Annotated in this window: 19 protein-coding genes; all 19 read right to left on the bottom strand. The window is 62.9% G+C overall.

Annotated features, from left to right (window positions below):
• Nucleotides 1-2: 2 nt before the first annotated feature.
• Nucleotides 3-464, bottom strand: a complete 462-nt coding sequence (locus NJH59_RS02755) for a hypothetical protein (protein WP_253086350.1) — start codon at nt 462-464, stop codon at nt 3-5.
• Entirely contained in the window at nt 464-907 is a 444-nt protein-coding gene (locus tag NJH59_RS02750; RefSeq protein ID WP_253086349.1) for a hypothetical protein, read from the bottom strand. The genes NJH59_RS02755 and NJH59_RS02750 overlap by 1 nt, the downstream gene beginning before the upstream one ends.
• 1 nt (nt 908) lies before the next feature.
• The gene (locus NJH59_RS02745) at nt 909-3,233 is read right to left on the bottom strand and encodes a hypothetical protein (RefSeq protein WP_253086348.1); all 2,325 of its coding nucleotides are present in this window, start codon (nt 3,231-3,233) and stop codon (nt 909-911) included.
• On the bottom strand, nt 3,230-3,865 hold the full coding sequence (locus NJH59_RS02740) for a hypothetical protein (RefSeq protein WP_253086347.1): 636 nt from the start codon (nt 3,863-3,865) through the stop codon (nt 3,230-3,232). The genes NJH59_RS02745 and NJH59_RS02740 overlap by 4 nt, the downstream gene beginning before the upstream one ends.
• 54 nt (nt 3,866-3,919) lie before the next feature.
• Nucleotides 3,920-4,210: a hypothetical protein gene (locus NJH59_RS02735; RefSeq protein ID WP_253086346.1), complete on the bottom strand. Its 291-nt coding sequence runs from the start codon at nt 4,208-4,210 to the stop codon at nt 3,920-3,922.
• 115 nt (nt 4,211-4,325) lie between these two features.
• Nucleotides 4,326-4,718, bottom strand: a complete 393-nt coding sequence (locus tag NJH59_RS02730; protein ID WP_253086345.1) for a Bbp16 family capsid cement protein — start codon at nt 4,716-4,718, stop codon at nt 4,326-4,328.
• Between the two features lie 10 nt (nt 4,719-4,728).
• Complete coding sequence (locus tag NJH59_RS02725) at nt 4,729-5,724, bottom strand: major capsid protein (protein WP_253086344.1); 996 nt, start codon at nt 5,722-5,724, stop codon at nt 4,729-4,731.
• Between the two features lie 16 nt (nt 5,725-5,740).
• Nucleotides 5,741-6,439, bottom strand: a complete 699-nt coding sequence (locus tag NJH59_RS02720; RefSeq protein ID WP_253086343.1) for a hypothetical protein — start codon at nt 6,437-6,439, stop codon at nt 5,741-5,743.
• Entirely contained in the window at nt 6,436-6,741 is a 306-nt protein-coding gene (locus tag NJH59_RS02715) for a hypothetical protein (RefSeq protein ID WP_253086342.1), read from the bottom strand. Before NJH59_RS02715 ends, NJH59_RS02720 begins: the two co-directional genes overlap by 4 nt.
• Entirely contained in the window at nt 6,742-8,436 is a 1,695-nt protein-coding gene (locus NJH59_RS02710) for a portal protein (RefSeq protein WP_253086341.1), read from the bottom strand.
• 2 nt (nt 8,437-8,438) lie between these two features.
• Nucleotides 8,439-8,702 (bottom strand): hypothetical protein, encoded by a 264-nt coding sequence (locus NJH59_RS02705; protein WP_253086340.1) that lies wholly within the window; start codon nt 8,700-8,702, stop codon nt 8,439-8,441.
• An 11-nt stretch (nt 8,703-8,713) separates the two neighbouring features.
• Nucleotides 8,714-10,210: a terminase gene (locus NJH59_RS02700; protein WP_253086339.1), complete on the bottom strand. Its 1,497-nt coding sequence runs from the start codon at nt 10,208-10,210 to the stop codon at nt 8,714-8,716.
• The gene (locus tag NJH59_RS02695; RefSeq protein WP_253086338.1) at nt 10,188-10,730 is read right to left on the bottom strand and encodes a terminase small subunit; all 543 of its coding nucleotides are present in this window, start codon (nt 10,728-10,730) and stop codon (nt 10,188-10,190) included. The genes NJH59_RS02700 and NJH59_RS02695 overlap by 23 nt, the downstream gene beginning before the upstream one ends.
• Nucleotides 10,731-10,737: 7 nt before the next feature.
• Nucleotides 10,738-10,989 carry a hypothetical protein gene (locus NJH59_RS02690; RefSeq protein WP_253086337.1) on the bottom strand — a complete coding sequence of 84 codons (252 nt, stop codon included), beginning with the start codon at nt 10,987-10,989 and terminating at the stop codon, nt 10,738-10,740.
• Nucleotides 10,986-11,441, bottom strand: a complete 456-nt coding sequence (locus tag NJH59_RS02685; RefSeq protein ID WP_253086336.1) for a lysis system i-spanin subunit Rz — start codon at nt 11,439-11,441, stop codon at nt 10,986-10,988. The genes NJH59_RS02690 and NJH59_RS02685 overlap by 4 nt, the downstream gene beginning before the upstream one ends.
• On the bottom strand, nt 11,438-11,962 hold the full coding sequence (locus NJH59_RS02680) for a lysozyme (protein ID WP_253086335.1): 525 nt from the start codon (nt 11,960-11,962) through the stop codon (nt 11,438-11,440). The genes NJH59_RS02685 and NJH59_RS02680 overlap by 4 nt, the downstream gene beginning before the upstream one ends.
• Nucleotides 11,959-12,204: a holin gene (locus tag NJH59_RS02675; protein ID WP_253086334.1), complete on the bottom strand. Its 246-nt coding sequence runs from the start codon at nt 12,202-12,204 to the stop codon at nt 11,959-11,961. The genes NJH59_RS02680 and NJH59_RS02675 overlap by 4 nt, the downstream gene beginning before the upstream one ends.
• Before the next feature lie 177 nt (nt 12,205-12,381).
• Entirely contained in the window at nt 12,382-12,756 is a 375-nt protein-coding gene (locus NJH59_RS02670) for a hypothetical protein (protein WP_253086333.1), read from the bottom strand.
• Complete coding sequence (locus tag NJH59_RS02665) at nt 12,753-13,382, bottom strand: hypothetical protein (RefSeq protein WP_253086332.1); 630 nt, start codon at nt 13,380-13,382, stop codon at nt 12,753-12,755. Before NJH59_RS02665 ends, NJH59_RS02670 begins: the two co-directional genes overlap by 4 nt.
• Nucleotides 13,383-13,402: the final 20 nt, after the last annotated feature.

The raw sequence follows: 13,402 nt of genomic DNA, 5'->3' as shown, positions 1-13,402 counted from the left end.
GGTCAGCCCCTGCTGTACATGCTGTAGGCCTGGCCGCCGCCGGTGAGCAGCGAGCCGAAGGCGTTGAGGCGTGACGTGCGTTGATTGGCCTTGGCCTGGCGCATCTCTTCGTTCCCCTGGGTTACCAGACCCATGGCCTGGTTGAAGGCGTTGCGACGCAACTGGTCCGCATCTTGTCTCGACATGTCGAGCGTGCTCTGCTCTACCCGGCCGGCAGAGCCCTCGCCCACCACAACGCCATTGCCTGCGAAGCCGGCCCGCTGGCTTGCCGCTGTCTGCCGGCCTTGCTCGTTCGTCAGGTCCGCGGCGAAGTCACCTTGGTTGATCACGTCGCCGGCCTGCTCGTTCAGGTACCGCTGCTGGCGCTTGGCGGCCTTCACCGAGTCCTTGCCGGCCTGGATCTGGGAATACGCGCTCAGCAGGCCACCACCTGCTGCTGCGCCAGCACCTGCTGCTGCGCCCATCAGAACCCCCTCAATGTCATTGGATGGAACAACTCGCCGTTGACCCCATAGGGCACGGCCTCATGCATGTGGAAACCGAGCCAGCGCAGCCAGCGCAAGGCCTTGGTGTAGCGAGCATCGGTGTAGTTGATCAGCACCTGGTGGCGCTGGCGCATGGCGGCAACCTCGCGGTCGCACTCGATGAGGAATGCCCGGCGGTGCTGGTCAATTGCGCTGGTGCTGATGAGCCACGGCACACCGATGCGTTCGTCGTACTTGATGTCGCCGAACATCGCCACGACCCTGCCGTCGACGACATAAGCCCGGGGGGTGATGCTGCTGGCCACAGAATCGCGAAGCTCGGCCTCTACGCTCAGCCCGCGCAGGCTCTCGAACTCAAGCCGGTCTTCCGGCCGCACGGCCGCAAGTACTTCGGCGATCAGCCGGTCATCAACCGGCAACATTTCAGCCGCCGGACTGGACATTCGGAATGACCCCCAGGATGGTCAGCGGCAGAGGGTCGGATTGGCGAATCAACAGCCGCCCGTATGAGTCCCACTGACATTGCACATCCATTTCGGCCCGGCCGGTCAGCAGTTCGATGGGCTCGCCGTAGTTCTCACCCGCGCGCTGCTTGAACTCGTCCAGGTGATCGGCGTCAGGGCCGGCAAAGATGCCCCGGCTTTCCTGGCACAAGACCACAACCTGGTTGATTTTCTTCTTCGCCCCGAGGAATGCCTGGTTGTTCTGCAGGGTGATGTCCAGGGTTTCGAAGTCGGCGGTGATCGGAAGGCCTACGTGGACGACCAGCGTTGGACCATCGAGCGAAATCGAACCACCGGTTACGACCGCCTGCGGAATCACGTTGCCATCACCCAGGGCGCTCACCTTCTTGCCCTCCAGGTGATCCAACCCCGTCACGGTCGTCACGGCCAGACCCCAGCGGGTTGCGGACTTGCCACGCAGCGACTGAGGCACCACCGTCTGCGGCTCGACAGTAACGACCGTGGGTGATGTGTAGCCGATGATCTTGACTGTCAGCAGGTCGCCGATTGACGTTTCGGTACCCGCGCCGTACATGATCACACTACGTCCAACCATCCCGGCCTCGAACGTCGACCCGCCCACAGTGAGGGTCAGTGGGCTCGGGTATTTCCAGTCGGTGCCACCGGTCAGCACCGCGGTGCCGGTGCGACGCCCGTCGTACGTCAGGCCGCAATCGACGAAGAAAGCACGATCAAACCAGTAGTCGCCACTCCCCCACTTGGTCAGCTGCCGGGTGGCCATCCGCTCGATGTAGCGCTTCGTCACGCCGTTGATCGTGCGCCTAACTACCAGGTAGAGCGCATCTTCGTCACCTTCCGGGACGCTGGCGACAGACTCGACCTGGCCATCGGTGTCGTGCCAGCTCCAGCCATAAACCTCCTGATCAGGCAGGAAGGTGAAGCCCACCAGCATGCCGTCGTTCCTGGCCATCCACAGCACGCCGTTGGGCGCCAGAGCAAAGGCCTGGTCTTGGATGGTGAAGCCACGCAGCAGGTGCGACGACAGCACACTCACGTCCTGGGGCTGGAAACCGTCCGACACGTAGTTATAGGCCAGGGTCGACAGCTTCCCGCCACGGGCCTGGATGTACAGCGCGGTGTTTGCGTAGATGGCCGGCAGAACCTCGCTGCAGCCGAAGTAGCTCTGCTCGACGGCAGAGACATTCGCCGGCGTGACCCCAGAATCGCTGGAGCCAGTGATTGTGATCTCGGCACCAGAGGTCAATGCCAGCAGCTCGCGCAGCGACACCAGGTGACGGATCTGGTTGACCTGCCGGCTGGCAATGACGAACTCGATGCCGTCATCGTCCTTGTTCGGGTCGGAATAGCCGAAGTTGTGGAAGTCACCAGTGCGGGACATCCAGACCGTCTGCGGGTTGGCCCGGCTCGCGGCGAAGGTCATGCGCTGCTGATAGTAGCCAACCACCGACGGGTTGTTGCCATCGGCGAACGGGTTGTAGCCAATCGGCACGGTGTTGTCGGTTGCCGGCGTGATGTTGATGTCGTTGAAGGTTGTGCCGGCCGATTGACCGATGAACCCGAACACGCCGGACGATTTGTTCTTGTAGACGTTGTAGTGATCGGCGCCAGCTACTGCCGTCCACGAAAGGGTGGCGCCAGGTTTGTTGTCCCAGCTGTTTACGGTGGCCGTGTTGCTTGCCCAGGACTCAACCGATCCTGCCGCGATGCCGCTGACTGCCGTCACCTTGTACTGGTAGGACGTGGTGTCCTCAGTTCCGCCAGCACGGGGCGCTGCGGTGAGGCCTGTTGGTGCAGCAATTGCTGGCTCGAACTTGATCGTGGTCAAAGTCCAGGACGTGGGTGCCAGGCGCGCCAGCTCGCGTGGCGCGTGGTCCGGGTGAACGATCGTCAGCACGTCAGCCGACTGTGTGAACTTCAATCCCGGCAACTGGGCGGTGGTGTACGGGGTGGCAATTTCGTATGGAACTGCCCCGCTCACAACCTGGCCACCATTGCTGATGAAGCGTATGTACAGGTTGCCGAACTCAAGGATATAGGTCTGCTCGGTCGAAAACTGGAAGGGAATCAACCGCGTGCGGGCGTTGCTGGATTTCACTTCAGTGATGTAGCGGGTGCCAGCGCGGTTCTGCGCGCCGCCTTCTGGCAGCACAACGAAGTTCCTGCAGGTCTTGAGCGCCGTGTAATACCGACCCAGGTCGACCCGGGCATAGGTGGCCGGGGAAATCTCGCCGGCGGCGAATGAGGGCTGAATGACTTCGGTCATGCTCCGCGCCCCGTGATGAATGAGGATTCACCCTGATACTGCGTCACGCCCTCATTGAGCGAGGCGGCAGCAGCCATGCGGACCTCGTCCTGGTATTCGGCTTTGCACGCCTGGGCGATCGATGCCTCTTTTGCGAGAGGCCCTGCGATCTGGCTGGCCAGGTACCAGGCCAGGGCCGAAACGAAGATCGGGTCGAACATTTCCGGCGACTCAACCTTCAGGGTGTACTCGAGGGTTGCCGGCGACACGCTGGTGCTGATCAGGCGCTGACTGGCGCCGTTGATGATACGGAACGGGATGCGCTGGACCTGCGGTGCATTACAGTCCAGGCCGGCGGGCCATGCGCCCTGCGGCCAGCCTGGGTTCACAATTCGGCGAACGCGCATGCAGTCGGTAGGAACGGCATACGCATGGCTGTATTCGGGGCTCGGGTTGTCGACGACTTCGGCCAATTGAACAAAGGCTGTGGCAAACCCCCAGTCGCAGTCGGCGCGCAGCACGTAGTCGCGACTGCTCTCGTAGAACTGCTTGCAGATGCGGGCTGGTTGGCTGTTCTCTTCCAGGTCATCGATACGGGCGCCGTTGCCGATGCGGAAGATCGCCATGTTGCAGATGTCGATTACCGAGGACATGAATCTGGCTCCATGAAAAAGGGCCCCGAAGGGCCCTTGGTGGGGGATGTCGAATCAGGCGTCCGGGCCGTCGTCGTCATCGTCTGGGTTGCCGCCATCGTCGACAGCAGCGCCGCCCTGGCTGCCGGTGGCGGTGTCGGCGGGTTTCACGTGCGGCTCACCACCAGCGATCAGTCGATCTGCTTCGGCCTGGGCGTCGTCCTTGCTCGCGCCCACGAAGTCACCGACCTTCTCGCCGGTGGCATCGATGACAACCCAGCGGCCACCCCCGTTGTGCTTCACGGTGAAGGCAGGCTGTGAAGCACTGCCGCCCTGGCTGCCGGTGGCGGCCGCGTGCCTGGTCATATGGGGCAGGCTGAGTGGCTTCAGATTGGAGCCTGGGGAGTCAATCTCCAGGACAATCACAGCGCCTGGCTCGTAGAGTCGCCCGTTGATAAAAGAGCGTTCCAGCACTTGATACTCAGCCATTGGTCTGCACCCCTGCTACTACGCCGGCGGTGACCTTGCCAGTGGTTGGCGCGGTGCCGGTCACGGTGTAGTTCAAGCGCAGGAACCGCTCGGTTTTCTTCGGCAAAGTGATGATGGGAGTCTGATAGCCAAGCTTAAGATCGGCCAGCGGGACCACGATGGAGAACAGGATGCGCGGCGAACTGAACGCAGAATTGTCGTCGGTCTGCATTTCGATGGTGAGGCTGGTGAGTGTGTTGAATGCCTCAACCACTTGAATGCACAGCGGGATATCGCCAGCGCGCCCCACATCCTTTTGGTCGCCTCGGTCGATGACGTTGGTCGAAGCCGCAGAGGCGGTGATCGCCTGGGCGCTCGACATCAGCAGTTTCTTGTCGAAAAGCATGATGATCTCCTTAGACCACGCGGGATTCGGTGTTGAGCAGGGCGTCGCAACGCTTGATCGGGATGCCCAGCAGCTCCGGGATCTTGCGGCCAGCGTATTCACCCAGGGTCAGGTTGACGTTCTTGGCGTTCATTGCCTGCTTATGCAGGAAGGTCTGCATGGTGCGGTTGCAGTAGATGATGGTCTTGCCTTCACCCTGCATCGGGTTTTGGATGCGGTAGTAGGCATCAATCATCAGATCAATGAGGTCAGCCCCGGCGGATGCGTCCTTGGTCAACTGGCTGACATCGATGTTGGCAACACGAGAGTTGGCGCGCCAATCTCGGCAGGACATGCCGATATCCCATTTGAAGTGATCGCGATAGGCCTGGTAATCGCCACCATCTTCGTCCCTGACCGTTTGCTCACCCAGGAAGCGGTGTTGGAAACCAGCGACGCTGCCCTTCGGGTACAGCAGGTGGGTCGCCAGTTCGCCCCAGGTGATGAACCAAATCGAGGCGTTGGTCGACCCGGTGCCGCCGGCGTTCACAACGTTTTCGCCAGATTCCGCACTCAGGTCGTTGTAGCGTGGAGCCATGCCCAGGAACGCCTGTGGCTCGCTAGCCGTGTTGCCGTAGAACATGTAACGCGAAGCCTTGTTGTTGAACCCCTGCAGCTTCGCAATGTTCTCCGAGGCACGAAACGCATCAGCGTTGCCACTGAGGTCCGCCAACGCTTTGTCGACGACCCCGTAGTCTTCCATCATGCCGGTGGTGTCCAGAACCGGTACGGTGGTCGATTTGCTCGGCTGGATGCCCTGGTTAAACATCCGCCAGGCCGGCTCAGGGATACCCGAGCGCATGGTGGTTTTGTGCTTGGAGCCGTCGTTGCACTCCATGTACTCGGCGTCCATGAGAATGTCGTTCTGCTTTGCCATCAGCTCGACGATCTTCATGATCTTCTGGGTGCCGTCCTGACGACTGAACTTGTCGATCAGGGTTGGCATGGTCGATGTGAGAATTGCCACTTGCTACTCCTTGGCCTTACCGGAAGGCATCAACGATGGTCATTTCTTTTGCCGGAGCTGCACCGGAGTGCAACTGGCCCTCGGCCAACTGCTGGCCGATCCGGTGGAAGAGCCGTACAACTTCGGGGTGGGAGCCCAGGCCGGACTCCTTGAGCATGGTGCTCAGCTCGGGCGTGCCGAACTGGGCCAGGGCCTTCTGGGCCACACCGACGTTTGCGTCGAAGTTGGCACCGCCGAAGTCCGCGTCATCACGCAGGGACTTCTCCCAGCCGGTGACCAGACCCTGGCGCTGTTGCAGGCCGGCCTGCTCGGCAGCCAGTGCGCGCTGCGCGTCGAAGGCAACCAGCTTGTTGGCCTGCTCCTGGGTCAGGTTCAGTTCCTTCAGCAGCGGGGTTACCTCGGCCAACTGTTCGGCGCTGAGTTCGTAGCCTTCGGGCAGCTCGGCGAAGGTGTAAGCCTCAGGCACAACAGGCTTTTGCGCCTGATCGCCCTCGCCTTCAGTCTTCTGGCCCTGCTGCTGGCCTTCCGGCGCCTTCTGGCCCTGCTCGGCCTGCTGTTGCTGCTGGCCCTGCTGTGCAGCAGGAGCACCGCCGAGGATGTTGCTCTGTGGCTCGCCAGTGGCCTGGGTGGTAGCTGCGCCGCCAGCATCAGCACCATCGGCGCCGGCTTCGTTCATGAGGAAGTGGCCCAGACGGCCGTGGATGAAGATGTTCATGCGTTTACCTCGTCGGGATTTGTGGTGTTCTCCTGCACCATCACCAGGTACAGGTGCGGGCACAGGGTGTTGATGCGTTCCAGCAGCCACAGACCGTACTGGCGTCCACCCTCGTTGAAGGCCATCTGGCTGGGGTTCTGGTCGAAGATCGGGTGGAAGACGCGGGCACGGGCCAGGTCGGCCCACACCAGCCGGCGGCCGCGCGGGTCGGCCATCAGCCAGGTGAAGTCCTGCTCAGCCTGCAATTGCAGCAGGTGCCGCTGTTCCTCCTGCTTCTGCAGGATCTCGGCGTTCTCGTCCATTTAGGCTCCCAGCATCTGCCCCAGGACGTTGTCCGGGGTGACTTCGGTTTCGGATAGGAGCTTGGCGCCCTGGATGGCTTGGCCCATGGCCTGCTGCGCCTGCTCGGCCTGCTGCTGGCGCGCACGCTGCTCGCGGATGGCCGCGACCTGATCGGCACCACGGACAACGGTCGGCACCACGCCGATGGCATCGGCGTATTCCTCGACGAGCTGGTCGGAGTCGACTTTGTCTAGGACCTCGGGGAATGCACCCGAGAGGTTGCCGGCCAGGGTCGCAAAGCGCTCCAGCCCCAGCACGTTCTGCGACTTCTGGGCCTGGGCCAGGATCGATACGTACACCGCCTGAATCTCGCTGTTCGCGTTGATCAGCTCTTCGGGCGGTGGCGGCAGCAACGGGTCGCCATCGATGATGCCGGCCCAGATCGGGACCGACTGGCGCAGCATGATGTTGAAGGTCCGGTCGATCAGCGGGTCAAGTAGGTCATCGTTGATGCGCTCCAGCACCGGCCCGAGCATCAGCATCTTCTCTTCCTTGCGCGCCGCGATCTCGGTAGCGGTGCGCACGGTGTCTAGCTGGCTGACCATCAGGAACAGATCGACGAAGAACGCCTCGTTGATGCGTGCCTCATGCTCCTTGATCTTGCTCTGGATGGGTGCCAGCCAGGCCGCATTCGGCTGATAGATCGGTGCCATCTGGTTGTGGCCGCCAACCATTGGCACGTACGTCACGCCGCCCGGTATGGTGCTGCTGGGTTGGCCCTTGAGCTCTGCGGGAGCCTGTAGGGGTGGGTTCGCCCCAGTCTCGGTCATGCGTGCGGCCTGGCGCTCGTACAGCTGCAGGGCCTTCACGTCGCCCAAGCAAATGCGGCCAGGGCCGGTACCGTAGGCATCACCAGGCAGCAAGTCCCAGCGAAACGCCATGGCCGGGAATTCGTGATAGCCGCGGTGCTCGAGAACCTGGTCACCGGGCGCACCAACTTCCCAGGTGAGCGCGCTGAACGGCAAGCTGCGGCCGTCTGCGCGGTCTGGGTTCGCGTTCATGTTGAGCTCAACCCGCTGAGCGCAGCTGATGAACTGGTCGCCGCTGCCTGCATCCAGCATTGACTGTGCTGTGGGGCTCAGCGACGCACTGCCGAACTTCTCGGCAAGCTGGTTCACGGTCCACTTGAATTCGCGGTAGATCGCGTTGCAGCGGCCGTCTGCGCCGTTCGCCAGGTAGTACTCGCCCCAGGTGAACGCCTCGCAACGAATCACGGTGTCCGGACTTTCATCAACCCAGATGCAGCCGGTGCCGAATGTGGCGCCTTCCTGGTAGCAGGTCGGAAGCACCTGGTACAGGTTCGAGCGCAGAAACACGTCGCGCATGCGCTGGGTGCACTCGTAGAACCACGACTTGACTGGGCCAAACTCCATGATGGTTCGCGCCACGGGCGCAAGGTTGAACCAGGGGCGGGCCGGCGACGTGATACCGCTCATCATCCCCGACGCCGTAGTGCGGCTGGCCATGGTCGCCCGATTGTTGATGATCTTGTTGTTGCGCCGGTCGCCGCGGTTGGTGTCGTCGGACATCACCCGGGAGCGCATGGGCAGAATGAAGTCGGAGATTTCCTTGGCGTTCACATCCCAGGACGACCGCTCATTCTTCAGTGCCAACAGCCGCTTCTCGGCCAGCTTGCGTGGGCTGTCGGTGGCCATGGTTATTGCCCCAGCAAGGTCTTGGTGGTGGTCGGCGCTGCTGCCGCGCTCGCACCGCCCAAGATGGTGGACGAGATGCCAGCAGCCTTGGCGCGCCGGCGCTTGTCTGCGGCCAGTCCCTCAGCATCTGCGGTGGACACATCGTTGGTGTTGACCTGCTCAGCAGTGGTGTCGTTGCTTTTCGGCGTGCTGAATGAGTCGCCGAGCACGGCGTCGCTCAGGCCGAGCGTTGCAACGCTGGCCACTTTCTTGACTGCTCCACCCATGGGGGAAGTCCTCAGTTGTTGAATGGGTCGTAGTCGGATACGTGGCTGCTGCCACCCCGCCCGGCCTGGTACTGGCTCTTCATCACCGGCATGGTGAAGGTCAGGGCCAGCGCGTCTCCGTCGTCTGGACTGATTCCCAGGCGCTTCTTGATGTCTTTCTTCTTCTCCAGCGCGATCTGGTCCGACGCGTTGTGGTCGTACTCGGGGCTGGTGAGTTCGGTTTCGAGCTCGGTGTCGCTTTCAATGGCCAGGCCTGCCTTGATAGCCTCACGCATGCGCCACCAGATGTAGGTCCGCATGTTCGCGTAGTGCCGGTCGGGCGCCTGGCTGGCGAAGTTCACGTCGATGATCATCACGCCGGGCAGCAGGCGCCGAAGCTGGTCGGCGACCGGGCCGCCCACCCCGGTGGAGTCGACGAACACCGCATCAGGCCGGTGCTCGACCACCAGGGTGCAGACCTTGGCAATGAACGGTGTGGTGTCGCGCGTCTCGCTGCCGGGGATCTTGATCGGCTTGATGCTCTTGGCATCCATGCCGCGCCGGAACCGGATGACGTTGTTGTCCATGCCGCCGCGGGCAATGTCGATGCCGCAGACCAGGGCGTCGTCCATGCCGAACACGCCTTCGCGCCGCATGGCCTCGGCCACCCAGTCGGTTGGGATCAGCTGCAAGTCGGAAGCCCTCGGGAACATGCCGCGAACGCGGATACGGACGAAGTCGCTGTCTTCGCCGTAGTCGGCGATCCACTTGGCGATCTGCGTCTTGTTTGTGCCGTCGACAGTGCGGCTGTCGACCTGGCGGTGCCGCCAGCGGTGCTTGAACTTGGTGAAGCACTCGCGGAATCGGCCGCTGTTACGGGTCGGGTTGCCGAAGGCAGCCCAGATGATTTCGGTGTCGGCGTCGGTCAGCGCGCCTTCTGCCACTTCCCACACCAGGTCGGCGATGGCCGATGCCTCGTCGAAGATCAGCAGGATGCGCTTCCCTTCGTTGTGCAGGCCGGCGAAAGCCTCGGTGTTGGTGTCGGACCAAGGCACCGCGTCGATGCGCCAGTTCTTTTCGTGGCCCGGGTCGGTGCTGATCAGCGCGGTGCCGGTCAGCTTGAACCAGTGGGCGGTGATCGAAAGGCGGTTCCACTTGGCCACCTCTGGCCAGGTCTTGGTGCGCAGCTGGCTTTCGGTGTTGGCCGTGACCACCCCACGGGTGTCGACCTCGGTGTCTAGCGCCCACTTGATGATCCAGGACACCAGCGCAGACTTGCCGATACCGTGGCCGCTGGCCACAGCTTCGCGAATTACCTCGCCGCGATCTCTGGCGCCGGCACGCAACTGCTCACCGATCGAATCCAGCACCTCGCGCTGCCACTTTCGGGGGCCGGTCTTGTTGGCCAGCTCTGTGCCTTCCTCTCCCCACGGAAACGCATACAGGACATAGCCCAGCGGGTCGTCAGTGAAACTGGCGATGTCGTCCGCCAGCTCCTGCTCGTAGTCAATCTCGGCTGGAGCGGTCACGGGCACGCGCCTTGGCCTTGGCCATTCGGTCGGCGAGCCCGGTCACGTTCACCTCAACCTGCTCCTTGAAGGCGTTCACGTTGACGTGCTTGCCCAGTAGCTCCAGGTTTCGGACCTTGTCGGGCCACTTGATCTTCTTGAGGATGCCGACCATGTCCCGCTCCTTGCCCTGGCCCTCGAACATTTCCGCCAAGTCGAAGCCGACCAGGTACTGGCGCCAGGCCTTGGGCCACTGCTTGAGCGGCTTGAGGGACAGGTCGTCCTCCAGAATGTCGATCACGTCGAGCTGGTCGATCTCGACGAGCCGCTGCAGCACGTAGTCGGCATCTACCTTCAGGCGCTTGCTGCGGTCGCCCATGGCCTGCTCTATGGCTGCCTTGACTGCCGGACGCTTCATCAGCTGGTAGGCCTGCTCGCGCGCCCTTGCTGGGGCATACCCGGCCCTGATGGCCGCTTGCGTTGCGTTCAGGTCGACCAGGTACTCGACGACGAAACGCTGCTGCTTTGCGGTCAGGGCCATCGGTGGATCACTCGCCGGTTGCGGCCGGGGCTACAACCTCGCCGCTGTTGGTTGTTTCGCTGGTGCTGGTAGTGCTCGAGCTATCGGCAGGCTGATCGACAACGGCCGGCACCAGGCGCATCCACTCGAACCTTGGGAATATCGCTGCGGTGCCGCCGGCTGCCGCATACAGGGTCAGGCCGAGCGAGTCGTTGACATGGGTTACGGCCTCGATACGGTGCACCACACCATCGGGTGTCTTCACTTGGTACTGGGTCATTGCGCTGGTCCCGTGCAAGCCGTGCGGACATAGTCCTGCAAGGCGTTCAGTTGGCGGATGGCGTCGTCGCCGTCGTTGGCGATTCGGACAATTCGTTCAGCAGCCGCTGGGTCAAGTTCGGCTCGCGCTTCTGCATGGCCCACGCCGGCGGCGGTGGCAGATCCAGTAGCGGTGCAACTGGTGGCGAGGACTGACAGCCGGCGCTTGCCAGCAGCGACATCAGCACGAAGGCTGGCATTGGTCTGGTTCGCACGTTCGCGCTCCTGGGTGTGTTGGGTGTCGAGGTCGGCCAGCAGCTTGATGGTGTTGCGGCGCGACTCTGCGGCGCGCTGCAGGGTGTCGATGTCCTGGGCCTGCTGATCGAGCTGGCCGGTCTGGTGCTGGATCTTCTGCCAGCCGCCGTACATGAGTAGGCCGCAGGCGACCAGGGCGGCTATCAGGTAGCGGGTCATTGCTGAGCCGCCATGCACTTGGCGTGGCGGTCGAGCTGGCGCTGCCAGACGCCCCAGCAGCGCTTGTTGGGCTGGCCGTTGACCTTGGTGCTGCAGTCGTAGCCGGCGGCGAACCGGTACTTGAGCAGGTCGTGGCAGGCCTGGACGTAGTTGCCGGCCAGCAGGTCGCGGCGGGGCGAGCCGGCGCGCCAGGTGCCCATGCCGTACTGGCCGACGAAGTCCATGTACAGGTCGAACTCGTCCTGGAACAGATTCACGCCCGGCAGGCTGGCGGCGAATGCTTTCTCGTCCTGGGTCAGCAGGTTGCGGGCCAGCACCTCGGCGCGCTGGCGGGTGATCGTGTCACCCATGCGGACCCTGGTGCCGTCCTCGTAGCGGGTGCTGCCGTGGCCTATGGTGGGCACGTCACCCTTGGTGGGGATGACCGCCACGTCGGTGAACCCCTCGCTGGCCTTCCAGGTACCGAAACCGGCAGCACTGACAGCCAGCAGGCCTACAGCAATGCGCTGGCGGACGCTCATCGCTCGCACTGCTCACGCAGGGCCCGGAGCCGGGCGGCGCTTTCGGCTGACTCGCGGCGGTCCTTACGGATCTGGAACCACGTGTTGACCAGGAAGCCCAGGGCGGCCAGCGCCACACCGATGATCCCGATCCAGTTCACCTGGGACAGCCAGCCGGCCAGGCCCGCTGACGCCCCCACCAGCATGCCTTTGTTCGCCACCGAGGCGCCGACTGCTTCAACGATGCCTTCCGGTTTCGACATGCTGCTACTCCTGCTGGCTGGGGCTTTCATAGGGCCTCCAGAAACGACAAACCCCGCTCGATGGCGGGGTCTGGATGAATTCGTGGGCAACAAAAAACCCGCTCGGTGGCGGGTTTATTTAGGTTCGGGTGCTACTGCACAACTTGGGGAAATCTTGCCAAAACCCGCACATCGCTGTCAAGGCATTGATTTTCCAACCTCGGCCGCCGCCCTGACAATTGCGCGGCGAGTTGCTGCTTGCCGGTCAGGCTTTGCTGGCTCGCTGAAATTCCCATGGCTGCATGCGTAGACATCGCTCTCGGTAACTTCAATGTTCATGCACAGCTGAACTGCCAAACGCAGGGCATCACCGTCATCGAAGAGCGGGTCCCAAGCGCGCCACTGCAGAAAACCCTGCTTGGCGATAAAACCACCAGTTGGCTGATGCTCTTCGACTCTGTATCCAGCAGCCTTCGCGGCCAGCTCCAGCAGCTCTCGATCAGTCATGAGGGTCTTGAGCAAGTCGTTATGCTCGCCGACAGATTTTTCAATGATGCCCTTCATGTCGCTCATGCGGCCTCCCGTTCATCGCTCAGCACGCGCCCAACTGGACGCAAGCACATGCCGTCGATGATACCAGCCTGATCGAACATCATCTGCACCAGCCAGCCCCAGTTGCGCGCCCAGTTGCGGCTGTCGAGCTCGACGCCGTGCTCGTCGGCCAGCCAGGTGCGGAACACCCACGGGTCACTCATCGGGTCAGGGTTGGCGCCCATGCCGCCCTGCACCATGTGCCGGTACCGGGTGAGTACGCCACGGGCCACGTACCACTCCCGGCTGCCGAAGTCGCACAGGCGCTTCTGCCCGCGTCGCTCCAGCTCCAGTTCCACAGCACCCGCCAGCAGGGCAACGGCCGCCTCTTCCCAGTTGTTCGAAGTCGGCGTGTCCACCACCGGGGCGTACAGGTGATGCCCGAACACCTGGTACATCGGCGGCAGACTGGAAATCGCGTGCTGCACACGGCCGGCCAGTGCCATGTGAGCGGTCTTGCCCAGGTTCTCCCACCGCTCGGGCCGTGTCTCGTTGGCCACAAAGCCTCGCATGGCCAGCTTCGCCCCCTCCAGGCCGTGGTGCATGACGCTGTCCCAGGGCGTGTAGAACGCGTCGTGCCATGCGAGCCTTGCACTGAAAAGCTTCATACCGCCCCCTTGCGTAGTTC

Origin of the sequence: Pseudomonas sp. VE 267-6A (genome assembly GCF_024126555.1) — a bacterium.
GTDB classification, from domain to species: domain Bacteria; phylum Pseudomonadota; class Gammaproteobacteria; order Pseudomonadales; family Pseudomonadaceae; genus Aquipseudomonas; species Aquipseudomonas palmensis.
This window is presented reverse-complemented; position numbering and strand designations above follow the sequence as displayed.

Coding starts and splice junctions, on each gene's coding strand:
- NJH59_RS02755 (WP_253086350.1), bottom strand. CDS start 464: ATGGGCGCAGCAGCAGGTGCTGGCGCAGCAGCAGGTGGTGGCCTGCTG.
- NJH59_RS02750 (WP_253086349.1), bottom strand. CDS start 907: ATGTTGCCGGTTGATGACCGGCTGATCGCCGAAGTACTTGCGGCCGTG.
- NJH59_RS02745 (WP_253086348.1), bottom strand. CDS start 3,233: ATGACCGAAGTCATTCAGCCCTCATTCGCCGCCGGCGAGATTTCCCCG.
- NJH59_RS02740 (WP_253086347.1), bottom strand. CDS start 3,865: ATGTCCTCGGTAATCGACATCTGCAACATGGCGATCTTCCGCATCGGC.
- NJH59_RS02735 (WP_253086346.1), bottom strand. CDS start 4,210: ATGACCAGGCACGCGGCCGCCACCGGCAGCCAGGGCGGCAGTGCTTCA.
- NJH59_RS02730 (WP_253086345.1), bottom strand. CDS start 4,718: ATGCTTTTCGACAAGAAACTGCTGATGTCGAGCGCCCAGGCGATCACC.
- NJH59_RS02720 (WP_253086343.1), bottom strand. CDS start 6,439: ATGAACATCTTCATCCACGGCCGTCTGGGCCACTTCCTCATGAACGAA.
- NJH59_RS02715 (WP_253086342.1), bottom strand. CDS start 6,741: ATGGACGAGAACGCCGAGATCCTGCAGAAGCAGGAGGAACAGCGGCAC.
- NJH59_RS02710 (WP_253086341.1), bottom strand. CDS start 8,436: ATGGCCACCGACAGCCCACGCAAGCTGGCCGAGAAGCGGCTGTTGGCA.
- NJH59_RS02705 (WP_253086340.1), bottom strand. CDS start 8,702: ATGGGTGGAGCAGTCAAGAAAGTGGCCAGCGTTGCAACGCTCGGCCTG.
- NJH59_RS02695 (WP_253086338.1), bottom strand. CDS start 10,730: ATGGCCCTGACCGCAAAGCAGCAGCGTTTCGTCGTCGAGTACCTGGTC.
- NJH59_RS02690 (WP_253086337.1), bottom strand. CDS start 10,989: ATGACCCAGTACCAAGTGAAGACACCCGATGGTGTGGTGCACCGTATC.
- NJH59_RS02685 (WP_253086336.1), bottom strand. CDS start 11,441: ATGACCCGCTACCTGATAGCCGCCCTGGTCGCCTGCGGCCTACTCATG.
- NJH59_RS02680 (WP_253086335.1), bottom strand. CDS start 11,962: ATGAGCGTCCGCCAGCGCATTGCTGTAGGCCTGCTGGCTGTCAGTGCT.
- NJH59_RS02675 (WP_253086334.1), bottom strand. CDS start 12,204: ATGTCGAAACCGGAAGGCATCGTTGAAGCAGTCGGCGCCTCGGTGGCG.
- NJH59_RS02670 (WP_253086333.1), bottom strand. CDS start 12,756: ATGAGCGACATGAAGGGCATCATTGAAAAATCTGTCGGCGAGCATAAC.
- NJH59_RS02665 (WP_253086332.1), bottom strand. CDS start 13,382: ATGAAGCTTTTCAGTGCAAGGCTCGCATGGCACGACGCGTTCTACACG.